We start from the raw sequence: 13,182 nt of genomic DNA on the forward strand, positions 1-13,182 counted from the left end.
GACGATATGTCAATAACCTGACAACATAACCTGATGTTGGCGGTTTGTCATCTTTTATCATAAAAATAAATGAAATCTTTATCGATAAAAAACGCTATTATAATTATTTCGTGGCATATGACAGCAAAATACTGGTCTTATCAGAGAAATTACCCGAATTTATTTTTTGAATTGTGCGGTAATCCAAATTTCTGAATATCTCCGCACAAATTCAAATTATGAACGCGAAATGTTCACCAGTGTACGCCCTGTTATCTGATTTTTTAAGATCTTTTGTGCGTACTCAATGGACTGCGTTAAGGTAATTTCTGAGGTAACCTGTGTATAAAATGACTCAGGAAGTAATTGCGTGAGGCGTTGCCAAACGGCGGAGCGCTTCGCGGCAGGGTAGTAAACAGAATCGACGCCTTGCAGGCGAATATTGCGCAAAATAAATGGCATGACAGTCGTCGGTAATGAAAATCCTCCGGCTAGGCCACAAGCCGCGACAGCGCCATTATATTGTGTTTGGGCTAATATATTCGCGAGTACCTCTGCGCCTACCGTATCAATTGCACCAGCCCAATATTGCTTATCAAGTGGTTTGGCCGGGGAGGTAAATTGGCTTCGTGGTAGCACTCTTTTCGCCCCTATTTGCTGCAAATAGTCACTGTTTTCGGCGCGTCCTGAGATGGCAACGACATCATAGCCTAACGATGATAAAAGCTGTATTGCGGTAGAGCCGACACCGCCGCTAGCGCCACTGACAATAATTTCCCCTCTCTCTGGCGTGATCCCAGCATCTTCTAATGCGTTGACACAGAGCATAGCGGTGAAGCCTGCCGTACCGATAATCATCGCTTGGCGTAATGATAAATCTTCAGGAAGCGGGGTGAGGTAATCTGCGGGAACACGAGCTTGTGTCGCCAGTCCACCCCAGTGCGTTTCGCCTACACCCCAGCCTGTGAGTAAAACATGTTGGCCGACACTAAAGCGAGGATCTTCGCTGTGGTGTACGACACCCGAGAAATCAATGCCAGGCACCATGGGGTATTGACGTACAATCCCTGCCTTACCACTGATAGCGAGGGCATCTTTATAATTTAATGTGGACCAATAAATATCCACGATAACATCGCCAGCAGGAAGTTGTTCAGTGGGAATGGATTGGATATCGGATGTGAGTTGGTCATCGTGTTTCTGTAGGACGAGGGCTTTCATACTTCGCTCCTAATTTTGAGGGGATTTTTTAGTCAATTTAAGAATAATGAATGATATCTATCATGGCAACTTTATCGCAACCGAGTGAGTTGTGACGCTCGTATCATTACTATTGTAATTAATTTGTAAAAATGTAATTTTTTCTGGCATAAACACTGTTTTATCGTGCAAAATATCACGTTACGAAGATTTCTGTTTGTGAATAAGTACCATTACCTAGTTTCTTTAGTGAGTAATGGAACTAACATACAGAAAATGCACGTGTTTAGCTGTGAAGCTAGTCGATGTACAACAATAAAAAAAATAACAAAATATTATTTGAACTTGTAGCTATAAAAACTTGTCAACACAGGGTGGAAGAGAAGACGGCGTATATAACAACCAAAGTGCTATTGTCTGTTGATAAATTTATGCATAAATAAGTTAAATTTACTCACCAATAAATGGCTCTTTTTAAAGGTTGTTATCTGCTTCGTTTTCTAAAGAGGCATGTACAGTCATTTGTGCTGTAACAACAGATGGATTAACCATATTTTTCGAAGCGGCTCATTAACGCCTTGAGACAGCTTCAAGTGGTTGGTAGAGTAGACGGGTTTTTATTCGTCCCCAGCTTGCAGGATAACCCTTTCGTTATGTTTAAAAAATTTCGTGGCATGTTTTCTAATGACTTGTCAATTGACTTGGGTACGGCCAATACCCTTATTTATGTCAAAGGACAAGGCGTAAAATTAAATGAACCTTCTGTTGTCGCTATTCGCCAAGACCGCTCAGGTACGCCAAAAAGCGTCGCGGCTGTTGGTGGTGAAGCTAAGCAAATGCTGGGGCGTACACCAGGTAACATTTCAGCGATAAGACCAATGAAAGATGGTGTTATTGCAGACTTTTTCTTAACTGAAAAAATGCTTCAGCATTTTATCAAACAGGTTCATAGCAATAGTTTCCTTCGCCCAAGCCCTCGCGTGCTGGTCTGCGTTCCTGTTGGCGCAACTCAAGTTGAACGTAAAGCAATTCGTGAATCTGCGTTAAGTGCGGGTGCACGTGAAGTCTTTTTAATTGAAGAACCTATGGCTGCGGCAATTGGTGCTGGGTTGCCGGTTTCTGAAGCGACAGGTTCAATGGTTGTTGATATCGGTGGTGGTACTACCGAGGTAGCGGTTATTTCGTTGAATGGTGTTGTCTATTCTTCTTCTGTTCGCATTGGGGGTGACCGTTTTGATGAGGCGATCATTAACTATGTTCGTCGCAACTATGGCTCTTTAATTGGTGAAGCAACCGCTGAGCGTATTAAGCATGGTATCGGTTCTGCTTACCCAACTGATGAAGTTTATGAAATAGAAGTTCGTGGTCGTAACCTCGCTGAAGGTGTGCCGCGCGGCTTCAAAATGAATTCAAATGAAATTTTAGAGGCATTGCAAGAGCCACTAACCGGTATTGTTAGTGCTGTCATGTTAGCATTAGAACAGTGCCCTCCTGAATTAGCTTCTGATATTTCAGAACGCGGTATGGTATTAACTGGCGGCGGTGCTCTGCTACGTAACCTCGATCGCTTACTAATGGAAGAGACAGGTATACCTGTTATCGTTGCTGAAGATCCTTTGACCTGTGTTGCTCGTGGTGGCGGTAAAGCACTAGAGATGATTGATATGCACGGTGGCGATCTGTTTAGCGATGACTAAATAACGCTATAGGCAAGCTGGGGTTTTGGCCCCGGCTGCTGATTTGCCTATTTTTGTTCCTCCGAACTTAGTGAAACACAGCCATACATGAAGCCGATTTTTAGGCGAGGTCCATCGCTCCAGCTGCGTATTTTTATTGCTGTTATTGCCGCAATCGCACTGGTCGTGATCGATCACCGCTTTGAGCCTTTCAATAAAATCCGTAACTATCTAGACACGGCGGTTAGCCCATTTTACTTTTTGGCTAATGGCCCACGTCAATTTCTTGATAATATTTCGGAAAATTTCTCCTCGCGTGAACAACTCCAGTTTGAAAATAAGGCATTGCGTCAGGAATTGTTGTTGAAAAAAGCAGATAGTCTTTTGCTCGAACAATTAAAGCAAGAGAATGCTCGCCTGAGAGAATTACTTGGCTCACCGCTCCGTCAAGATGAACACATGATGGTCACACAAGTGATCTCGGGAGCGAACACGCCTTATCGAGACCAAGTCGTTATCGATAAAGGTGAAAATGATAATGTGTACGAAGGGCAGCCCGTCATTAGTGATAAAGGGGTTGTAGGGCAAGTCGTTGGTGTTAGCCAATTTAATAGTCGCGTCTTGCTGATTTGTGACACGACCCATGCGCTACCGGTACAGGTATTACGTAATGATATCCGAGTGATCGCCGCGGGGTCGGGGTGTGCCGATGACTTACAGTTAGAGCCACTGCCTGAAAATACGGATATTCGCGTTGGGGATGTTTTGGTCACATCCGGTTTAGGTGGTCGTTTCCCTGAAGGCTACCCTGTGGCCGTTGTCTCTAATGTTAAGCACGATACTCAGCGGGCTTATACGATTATTAGCGCAAGGCCAAGTGCTGAGTTGCAGCGCTTACGCTATTTGTTACTATTATGGGGTAATGATAACGATGCCGTTACACCATTACAGCCTTCAGAGGTCTATCGCGCTGCCAATGAGCGTCTGATGAAGGTGCTCCCACAAGTATTACCAAACCCGAGTGAAATTCAGGGGCCACCGTTACCTCCATCAATGTCTCAAGAAGCCCAACCATAAAGGAAGGTATAATGGCTATGGGTAAAGAGGGTTAGTTAAATGGATGAATATCGCGGTAATGGTCGCAGTATTATTTGGATTTCTTTTTTCATTGCATTGATTTTGCAATTGGTCCCATGGCCGGAACAATTTACGTTTTATCGGCCATCATGGTTACTTTTGATCCTTATCTACTGGGTTATGGCGTTACCGCACCGTGTAAGTGTGGGAACGAGCTTTATTCTTGGCATTATTGTTGACTCTATTCAAGGTTCGGCATTGGGGGTTCACGCCCTTTCATACAGTATTATTTGTTATCTTGTCTCCTATAAATACCAATTACTGAGAAATATGGCGCTGTGGCAGCAAGCCTTAATCATTGTGTTGCTGACAATCATACTGGATATGACTGTTTTTTGGGCTGAATTTGTCTCTTCTCAGGTATTATTCCACCCTCAAGTATTCTGGAATAGTCTCGTAAATGGTATTCTGTGGCCATGGCTGTTTTTGCTATTACGGAAAATTCGTCGTCAGTTTTCAGTGTGTTAAGATTTTTACCGGCTGGCAATTATCTCTGGAATATCGTTTTATGAGTTATATTTATTTGGCTTCTGGTTCGCCGAGAAGAAGAGAGCTTGTGCAACTATTAGGATATCATTTTGATATCTTGCTTCCCAACGTTGAGGAACAATGGCAACCGGGTGAAACTCCTGAAGCGTATGTTCAACGTTTGGCGCGGGAGAAATCACAGGCGGGGGTTAAAATAGCGCCTAAAAAATGCCCGGTAATTGGGGCAGACACCATTGTTGTTCTTAATAATCAAATCCTAGAGAAACCTCGCCATGAACAGCATGCTCAAGAAATGCTGTCAGCCCTTTCGGGAAATACGCACCAAGTGATGACGGCTGTCGCAATCTCGGATATGGATCGCACACTCAGCGCATTGATTGTGACAGATGTGACGTTCCGCGAGTTATCTTTAACTGAAATACAGGATTATATAAAGTCAGGGGAGCCTATGGATAAAGCTGGAGCCTATGGGATCCAAGGTAAGGGTGGCTGTTATGTAAGGCGTATAAATGGCAGCTATCATGCAGTTGTTGGTTTACCGTTAGTAGAAACAGATGAATTAATACAACGATTTTTAGCGTTAAGTGATGGTAAGGGGATGTCATGACGGCTGAGTTACTAGTAAATGTTACACCATCTGAAACGCGCGTTGCTTATATTGATGGTGGGATTTTGCAAGAAATCCACGTAGAGCGAGAAGCAAAAAGAGGAATTGTAGGGAATATCTACAAAGGTCGTGTGAGCCGTGTGTTGCCCGGTATGCAGGCGGCCTTTGTTGATATTGGTCTGGATAAAGCTGCCTTCTTACATGCCTCCGATATTATGCCTCATACCGAGTGCATTGCTGGGGATGAGCAAAAGAATTTCCATGTTAGAGATATCGCTGAACTTGTTAAACAAGGGCAAGACTTGATTGTTCAAGTCGTGAAGGATCCCTTAGGCACGAAAGGTGCAAGGCTCACGACAGATATTACATTGCCTTCTCGCTATCTGGTATTTATGCCGGGAGCTTCACATGTTGGTGTGTCACAGCGCATTGAAAGTGAAAGTGAACGCGAGCGTTTAAAAGAGTGCGTGTCTCAATATTGCGATGAAAATGGTGGCTTTATCATACGCACCGCTGCTGAAGGGGTGGGTGAAGATGAAGTGAAGCAAGATGCGGCATTTCTCAAACGTTTGTGGGCTAAAGTCATTGAACGGAAGAAACGTAATGTCACTCGCACCAAAATTTATGGCGAATTATCACTCGCTTACCGGATAATTCGTGATTTTGCGGGGGCTTCATTAGATAGAATTCGTGTGGATTCTCGTCTAACCTATAAGGAGTTACAGGAGTTTATTGAAGAATATGTTCCTGAAATGACAGCTAAGCTTGAATTGTATCAAGGTAACCAGCCGATTTTTGATTTGTTTGACGTAGAGAACGAGATCCAACGCGCGATGGATCGGAAAGTCGAATTGAAATCAGGTGGTTATTTGATTATCGATCAAACTGAAGCGATGACGACAATCGATATCAATACAGGGGCGTTTGTAGGGCATCGCAATCTTGAGGAGACCATCTTTAACACCAATATAGAGGCGACCCAAGCGATTGCTCGTCAGTTACGGCTGAGAAATTTGGGCGGTATTATTATTATCGATTTTATTGATATGAGTGATATCGAGCACCGTCGCCGTGTTTTAGCCTCTTTGGAGCAGGCGCTTAGTAAAGATAAAGTAAAAACCACGATCAATGGCTTTTCTCAGCTAGGGCTAGTGGAAATGACGCGTAAGCGTACCCGGGAGAGCCTTGAGCATGTTTTGTGTGATGTGTGCCCAACTTGCCAAGGGCGTGGCACAGTAAAATCGGTTGAAACCGTGTGTTATGAAATTTTACGAGAAATTGTTCGTGTTCATCGCACAATCGATGCAGATAGGTTCTTAGTTTATGCTTCCCAATCAGTGGTTGATGCACTGACTGGTGACGAGTCTCATGCCCTTGCGGAAGTGGAAATTTTTGTCGGTAAGCAGGTTAAAGTTCAGACTGAATCGTTATACAGTCAGGAACAGTTTGATGTCATCATGATGTAGTTTTTACGTGAAGGAGAAACGGGTGAAACGACTGCCACGGGTAGTATGGATGACGACGGCTATCGTGCTGCTGCTTGGTGCATTGCTGCTCACTGGGCTACGTTTCTTCTTACCGAATATCAACTATTACCGGCAAGATATCATTGGCTATATTGAAAAAAACACGGATATCACCTTACAAATAGGTGAAATTGAGGGGGCATGGCAATCGTTTGGGCCGGTTCTGACCTTAACCGATGTGGTTGTTCGCAATGAAGAAGTCGATGCAAAAGCCAGCAAAATCGCCGTTGAACTCGATATTTGGAGCTCGTTACTTTCTTTAACATGGCGTTTTCGTGACATCACTTTCTACCAGCTCAATGTCGATTATAAAGTGCCTTTTAGTTTTGAAGGCCGCGCACAACCGATTGATAGTGATAGTATTGAAGGGCTATTTCTAAAGCAATTTAACCATTTTACTCTCAAAAATAGCCAACTGACCTTTCTGACGCCATCAGAGCAAAAAACAACCCTGATTTTACCTGAATTAACTTGGTTGAATGAGCAACGCCGCCACCGTGCCCAAGGGTTTGTTAGCTTAGAAACGATCAACAAACAGCATGGTTTTTTGCAAGTCAAAATTGATATTAAAGATAAAAACGGCATCTTGAGCGACGGCACCATTTATCTACAAGCTGACAATATAGATATGCAGCCATGGTTAAGTCGCTGGTTACGTGAAAATACTGGGCTGCGCGATGCCAATTTTAGCTTATCCTCTTGGGTTACCATCAAAAATAATCGTATTGATAGCGGCCTCTTGCAGTTACGACAAGGCGAAGCGAATTGGGGGGAAGCCCCTTTAGCGCAAAACCTACAAGTTAATGATTTACTCATCCGCATGAGAAGGCAAGGGGAAGGCTGGTTATTTAATATTCCTGAGTTAGATACATTAAAAACCAATGAATATATTTGGCCGAATGGGAGTGTTTCGGTACTTTATCTGCCTTCATCGATGAAATACCACCAAAAAGATCACTGGCGGATCCGAGCTAAAAATATTGAGTTAGAGCGCCTTAGTGAAATCTTACCTACTTTTTCATTTGTGACGCCAGAAACGGTGCAAGAATGGCAGCATCGCCAACCGAAAGGTTTATTATCCGTTTTTGCTCTAGATATTACTCCCGATCAACTTGAGCACACGCAAATTGATATGGACTGGCAGGATGTCAGTTGGAAAAAATGGAAACAACTCCCTTCGGTTGATCACTTCACGGGGGTCTTGGTCGGGAATGCGCAGCGAGGGGTTCTCTCTGCGACATTAGATAAGAGTTATGTTGACTATGAGCCTCAATTTAAAGCCCCTTTTCAAATTGATAAAGCACGCGGACAACTGTATTGGCAAAATGATGACAATCAATTCAAGTTGTGGAGCGACCAACTGGATATACAGGCCTCTTCATTATGGGCGAATGGGCAGTTTAGTTTTTATCAGTCGAAAAAAAGTGATGATACTGACCTGAGCATCTTAGCGGGCGTCAATATTGATAATGCGGGAGAAGCGTGGCGCTATTTCCCGCAACAGTTGATGGGGGAAAGCCTAGCGGACTACCTATCAAACGCTATCATCGCAGGGCAAGCGAAAGATGCGACAGTCGTCTTCAAGGGTGACCCTAAACATTTCCCATTTAATCAGAACGATGGCCAGTTCCAAGTCTTTGTGCCCTTACGCAAAGCGACCTTTGAGTATGATAAAGGTTGGCCTGCTTTATCTAATTTAGACATTAACCTTGATTTTAAACGTTCAGGTCTGGCAATGCGTGCAGACAGTGTCAAATTAGGTGAAGCAACAGCCACACAGCTAACCGCTGATATCCCGAATTATCAAAATGAAATGCTATTTATTAAGGCTGATTTAGCGGGTACAGGCTCACAAATACAGCAGTATTTTAGTATGACACCACTGAAAAGCTCGATTGGGAATACGTTAGATGAGTTGCAAATTGGAGGCATGGTAACAGGTGATCTCGCTTTATCTATTCCGTTAGCACACGGCAAGGAAGTTAACGCGAAAGGGAATATCAATCTGAATAAAAATGATTTATTGATTAAGCCTATCGACAGTAAGCTCACGGAGTTGACGGGGCAGTTTAAATTTAACAACGGCGATTTGGTCGGTGATAAATTAAAAGCACAATGGCTGGGGCAACCTGTCGACGTCAATTTTTCAACGGTTGATAACCCTAAAGATTACCAAGTGAAGGTGGATCTAGGGGGAAATTGGGATATAGCAAAAATTGCTCAATTGCCTGATTCATTAAAGCAAAAAGTGGCGGGAACCAGCGATTGGAACAGTCATATTGAAATTACACTTCCACATTCGCCGTCCGATGATATGGCTCTTGCCGTGGAATTCTCTGCTGGTTTAAAAAAACTGAAAAGCCGCCTCCCTGCATTGGACGATCGCTTACTTAAAGAGTTAGGGACGGTCAATGCAACAGCTAAAGGCTCATCGACGCATTTAAATATAGGCGGTGATATTGGTCGGCGTATTGGTTTCAACACGCGTTGGGATCTGAGAGCACCACAATTACGTTTAGAAAAAGGCACTCTGGCAAAATGGAATGGCAAGCCACCAGAGTTACCGCAGTCATCAATGCTACTTGCTGATTTGCCAGTGATTACTAACCCACAATGGGTAAAAACAGTCGATACATTTTTTTCAGCAGATCAAGGTGGTAAATCGATAAATATTGGCTTACCTGAAACAGTGAGAGTGAAGACACCATCCCTGTCTTTAGGTGGACAAGCATGGCAAAATTTAGACCTCTCATTTAACTTGTTGGCTAAAGAGCAGCAAATTAAGGTATCAAGCGAAAATCTTAAAGGGGAATTACAGATTTTTGCTCAACAGCCTTGGGTGCTGAATATCGATTACCTGTATTACAACCCAATGGCATTCCCTGGGGAACAAACAACCAGTAGCAATGACTCTTCCTCATTCAACTTTAGCCATTGGCCTGAAATGACGGTTAATTGCCAAGATTGCTGGGCAGGTGGACAAAAATTAGGGAAATTGAGTGCCCACTTGAAGCCGCAAGGAAATACATTGCAACTAAGTGGTGGAACATTAAGTAATAGCGCCACTCAATTAAAATTAGATGCTTTATGGCAAAGCGGTAAACAAAACCGTACACAAATTGCAGGCTCCTTAAGTGGGGAGCAATTTGATGAAACAGCCGCTTACTATGGTATTTTAGTTCCTATTATCGGTTCACCTTATACGCTTGATTTCGAACTCAATTGGCAAGATGTACCTTGGTCGCCAGATATTGCAACCCTTAATGGCGCGTTATCAAGTAAGCTTGGTAAAGGCGCGATCGCTAAAATGGGCGGAGGGCGAGCGGGCCAACTGTTACGGCTAGTGAGTTTTGATGCACTATTACGCAAACTTCAATTTGATTTTCGCGATACCTTTAGTAATGACTTTGACTTTGACTCAATTAAAGGTAATGCCAAGATCCGTAATGGTATTCTATTAGCAAAAGATGTGTACATTGATGGGTTAGTTGCCGATATTACGTTAAGTGGGGAAATTGATTTGGTGAAACGCCAAATTAACGGTGAAGCGGTCGTGACGCCCGAAATATCTGCTACAGTAGGAGTAGCAACGGCATTTGCAGTTAACCCGATTGCGGGTGCAGCGGTTTTTGCTGCATCAAAAGTATTAGGTCCGCTATGGAGCAAAATTTCTGTGATACGTTACCGTGTGACAGGAAGCTTGGATGAACCCAAAATTGATGAAGTATTGCGTCAGCTAAAGGAGACTCAAGAGTAATGAAAAATGGCAATGTTGCACTTTTGCAGTTATGCAGCGGTAAAAATACGAAACATAATTTGGCACAGATTGAGCAGCAAATTAAGCAGTTGCCAGAGACTGTTGAGCTAGTATTGACACCTGAAAATGCCTTGTTGTTCGCAGATGCGGCGACTTACCGTAAACAGGCCGAAAAAGAAGGGCAAGGCCCTTTACAAGAAGCTATTGCCAATATGGCGAAGCGCTACAATGTCTGGATTTTAATTGGCTCAATGCCATTGATCAGCCGTGAGGATCCTGAACGCATTACGAGCAGCAGTATTTTAATTGATTCCCAAGGGCAGATTCAGGCACGCTATGACAAGATCCACATGTTTGATGTGAATATTGAAGATGAGCAGGGAACCTATAATGAATCGGTTATTTATCAGCGTGGTGAACATATCACGGTGGTTGATACGCCTGTAGGCCGATTAGGTATGACAATCTGTTATGATCTCCGCTTCCCTGGTTTATTCCAAGCCTTGCGTGAGCAGGGGGCTGAGATTATCTCTGTACCTGCCGCTTTCACGCGTTATACCGGTAAAGCACATTGGGAGCCACTGCTGCGTGCAAGGGCGATAGAGAACCAATGTTTTATATTAGCGCCCGCTCAAGTTGGTGTACATGGTACGCGCAGAACGTGGGGCCACACCTTAGCCGTCGATGGTTGGGGTAAAGTTATGAAAAAGAACGTTGATGCTGTAGCATCGACGGTTTTAAATATTCAAACTGAAAATTTAAGTGGGATGCGGGAACAAATCCGAGTGGTGAAACATAACCGCTTTAGGCCGCAACTGACTTCATTGATTAAAAAAGACACAATAAAAGAGTAACCAATATGAGTTTAGCTTCTGTCAGCGAACATTTGCTGGCCGCCAATGGTCTTGACCATCAAAAACTGTACGACACACTAGGCTTGTTATCTGAGCGTAAAATTGATTATGCGGATCTCTATTTTCAATCAAGCTACCACGAAGCGTGGGTATTAGAAGATCGCATCATCAAGGACGGCTCTTATAACATTGACCAAGGCGTCGGTGTTAGAGCGATAAGTGGCGAAAAAACGGGATTTGCCTATGCCGATCAGGTTTCGTTGATGGCGTTACAGCAAAGCGCGACTGCGGCACGTAGCATCGTCAGCGAGCAAGGTAACGGTAAATCACAAATTTTGACTGAAGTGGGCTACAAGAAGCTATACTCAGAAACGGATCCACTGCAAAGCTTGTCACGAGAGGACAAAATTGCGTTATTGCACCGTATTGATCAGGTTGCAAGAGCAGAAGATCCGCGAGTGATCGAAGTCAATGCAAGCCTAACGGGTGTTTATGAGCAAGTATTAGTAGCAGCAACGGACGGTACGTTAGCGGCCGATATTCGCCCATTAGTTCGTTTATCTGTCAGTGTGCTGGTGGAGCATGAAGGTAAGCGTGAGCGCGGTGCTAGCGGCGGCGGCGGGCGCTATGGCTACGAATATTTTCTTGAAATTCATCAAGGACAAGTGCTTGCAGAGCAGTATGCGAAAGAAGCGGTACGTATGGCACTGGTTAATCTGTCAGCGATTGCAGCGCCAGCTGGTATGATGCCTGTTGTATTGGGGGCAGGCTGGCCGGGCGTATTGCTTCACGAAGCGGTAGGACATGGCTTAGAAGGTGATTTTAACCGTCGAGGCACGTCTGTTTTCTCAGGGCAAATTGGTGAGCTGGTTGCATCTCCTCTTTGTACTGTCGTTGATGATGGCACAATTGCAGGCCGTCGAGGCTCTTTAGCCATCGATGATGAAGGTGTACCGGGTCAGTATAATATCTTGATTGAAAATGGTATTTTGAAAAATTACATGCAGGATAAATTGAATGCACGTTTAATGGGGGTCGCACCAACCGGAAATGCGCGTCGTGAATCTTATGCGCACCTACCAATGCCTCGTATGACCAATACCTATATGTTGTCAGGTACGTCAACGCCTGAAGAGATTATCTCTAGCGTGGATAAAGGCATCTACGCACCTAATTTTGGTGGTGGTCAGGTTGATATTACTTCCGGTAAGTTTGTTTTTTCAACTTCTGAAGCTTATCTAATTGAAAATGGCAAAATTACCTCTCCGGTTAAAGGCGCAACGCTCATTGGTTCTGGCGTTGAAGCAATGCAGCAAATCTCCATGGTAGGTAACGATCTTGCGCTCGACAAGGGAGTGGGTGTGTGCGGAAAAGAAGGGCAAAGTGTGCCTGTTGGTGTTGGGCAACCGACACTGAAATTGGATAAAATGACTGTTGGCGGCACCGCATAAATTGGAATTAAGCAATGAATAAACGGATTATTTCAATGCTGTTGATGGCGGTCTTGATCGCGCTTAGCTTATATTTTAATGCGGGTGAACAACAAGACAAAAAACAGGCCGAAAGGCCTGTTTCAGTGCCAGCGCAAACAACAGAACAACAGCCGCATCCCCAGAAAATTGATGAACTAACCAAACAGGCAAATGTGGTGAGCTATATGCAAAAACATCAGCAATTGCCGAGTTTTTACATCACGAAAAAAGCGGCTCGTCAGGCTGGTTGGGAGCCGAAACAGGGGAACCTGTGTGATGTGCTACCTGGGAAAGCGATTGGGGGAGATAGGTTCTCTAATCGAGAGAAGCGGTTACCCATCGCTCCGAATCGCCAATGGTATGAGGCTGATATCAATTACAACTGTGGGCACCGCGGTGCAGACCGTTTGCTATACTCCTCCGATGGCATGATTTATGTCACTACAGATCACTATAAAAGCTTCCAGCAGGTAAACTAAGAGATA

Annotated in this window: 10 protein-coding genes; 9 read left to right on the forward strand and 1 reads right to left on the reverse strand. The window is 44.0% G+C overall.

The window, feature by feature from the left end; all coding sequences use genetic code 11:
- Nucleotides 1–216 precede the first annotated feature (216 nt).
- Nucleotides 217–1,200 carry an acrylyl-CoA reductase (NADPH) gene (gene acuI, locus PR709_RS15085; protein WP_004925548.1) on the reverse strand — a complete coding sequence of 328 codons (984 nt, stop codon included), beginning with the start codon at nucleotides 1,198–1,200 and terminating at the stop codon, nucleotides 217–219.
- 632 nt (nucleotides 1,201–1,832) lie between these two features.
- Here acuI and PR709_RS15090 point away from each other — a divergent pair.
- The 9 genes from PR709_RS15090 to PR709_RS15130 all read left to right on the forward strand — a co-directional run bounded on the left by PR709_RS15090 (nucleotide 1,833) and on the right by PR709_RS15130 (nucleotide 13,176).
- Nucleotides 1,833–2,876: a rod shape-determining protein gene (locus PR709_RS15090; RefSeq protein ID WP_014657562.1), complete on the forward strand. Its 1,044-nt coding sequence runs from the start codon at nucleotides 1,833–1,835 to the stop codon at nucleotides 2,874–2,876.
- A gap of 87 nt (nucleotides 2,877–2,963) precedes the next feature.
- Complete coding sequence (mreC, locus tag PR709_RS15095; protein WP_004925539.1) at nucleotides 2,964–3,932, forward strand: rod shape-determining protein MreC; 969 nt, start codon at nucleotides 2,964–2,966, stop codon at nucleotides 3,930–3,932.
- 39 nt (nucleotides 3,933–3,971) lie between these two features.
- Nucleotides 3,972–4,460: a rod shape-determining protein MreD gene (gene mreD / locus PR709_RS15100; protein WP_004925536.1), complete on the forward strand. Its 489-nt coding sequence runs from the start codon at nucleotides 3,972–3,974 to the stop codon at nucleotides 4,458–4,460.
- 40 nt (nucleotides 4,461–4,500) lie between these two features.
- Complete coding sequence (locus PR709_RS15105) at nucleotides 4,501–5,088, forward strand: Maf family protein (protein WP_060561382.1); 588 nt, start codon at nucleotides 4,501–4,503, stop codon at nucleotides 5,086–5,088.
- On the forward strand, nucleotides 5,085–6,554 hold the full coding sequence (gene rng / locus PR709_RS15110; RefSeq protein ID WP_004925530.1) for a ribonuclease G: 1,470 nt from the start codon (nucleotides 5,085–5,087) through the stop codon (nucleotides 6,552–6,554). Before PR709_RS15105 ends, rng begins: the two co-directional genes overlap by 4 nt.
- A 22-nt stretch (nucleotides 6,555–6,576) precedes the next feature.
- Nucleotides 6,577–10,371 (forward strand): AsmA2 domain-containing protein YhdP, encoded by a 3,795-nt coding sequence (yhdP, locus tag PR709_RS15115; RefSeq protein WP_272570970.1) that lies wholly within the window; start codon nucleotides 6,577–6,579, stop codon nucleotides 10,369–10,371.
- Nucleotides 10,371–11,225: a deaminated glutathione amidase gene (nit1, locus tag PR709_RS15120; RefSeq protein WP_004925524.1), complete on the forward strand. Its 855-nt coding sequence runs from the start codon at nucleotides 10,371–10,373 to the stop codon at nucleotides 11,223–11,225. Before yhdP ends, nit1 begins: the two co-directional genes overlap by 1 nt.
- A 5-nt stretch (nucleotides 11,226–11,230) precedes the next feature.
- Complete coding sequence (gene tldD, locus PR709_RS15125) at nucleotides 11,231–12,676, forward strand: metalloprotease TldD (RefSeq protein WP_104873209.1); 1,446 nt, start codon at nucleotides 11,231–11,233, stop codon at nucleotides 12,674–12,676.
- 14 nt (nucleotides 12,677–12,690) lie between these two features.
- On the forward strand, nucleotides 12,691–13,176 hold the full coding sequence (locus PR709_RS15130; protein ID WP_004925521.1) for a ribonuclease domain-containing protein: 486 nt from the start codon (nucleotides 12,691–12,693) through the stop codon (nucleotides 13,174–13,176).
- The last annotated feature ends 6 nt before the right edge of the window (nucleotides 13,177–13,182 follow it).

It is taken from the genome of Providencia sp. PROV267, assembly GCF_028477825.1.
GTDB classification, from domain to species: Bacteria; Pseudomonadota; Gammaproteobacteria; order Enterobacterales; family Enterobacteriaceae; genus Providencia; species Providencia stuartii.

Bases quoted from the DNA above. Each gene is read 5' to 3' on its own strand.
- acuI (WP_004925548.1), bottom strand. From the start codon at position 1,200: ATGAAAGCCCTCGTCCTACAGAAACACGATGACCAACTCACATCCGAT.
- PR709_RS15090 (WP_014657562.1), top strand. From the start codon at position 1,833: ATGTTTAAAAAATTTCGTGGCATGTTTTCTAATGACTTGTCAATTGAC.
- mreC (WP_004925539.1), top strand. From the start codon at position 2,964: ATGAAGCCGATTTTTAGGCGAGGTCCATCGCTCCAGCTGCGTATTTTT.
- mreD (WP_004925536.1), top strand. From the start codon at position 3,972: ATGGATGAATATCGCGGTAATGGTCGCAGTATTATTTGGATTTCTTTT.
- PR709_RS15105 (WP_060561382.1), top strand. From the start codon at position 4,501: ATGAGTTATATTTATTTGGCTTCTGGTTCGCCGAGAAGAAGAGAGCTT.
- rng (WP_004925530.1), top strand. From the start codon at position 5,085: ATGACGGCTGAGTTACTAGTAAATGTTACACCATCTGAAACGCGCGTT.
- nit1 (WP_004925524.1), top strand. From the start codon at position 10,371: ATGAAAAATGGCAATGTTGCACTTTTGCAGTTATGCAGCGGTAAAAAT.
- tldD (WP_104873209.1), top strand. From the start codon at position 11,231: ATGAGTTTAGCTTCTGTCAGCGAACATTTGCTGGCCGCCAATGGTCTT.
- PR709_RS15130 (WP_004925521.1), top strand. From the start codon at position 12,691: ATGAATAAACGGATTATTTCAATGCTGTTGATGGCGGTCTTGATCGCG.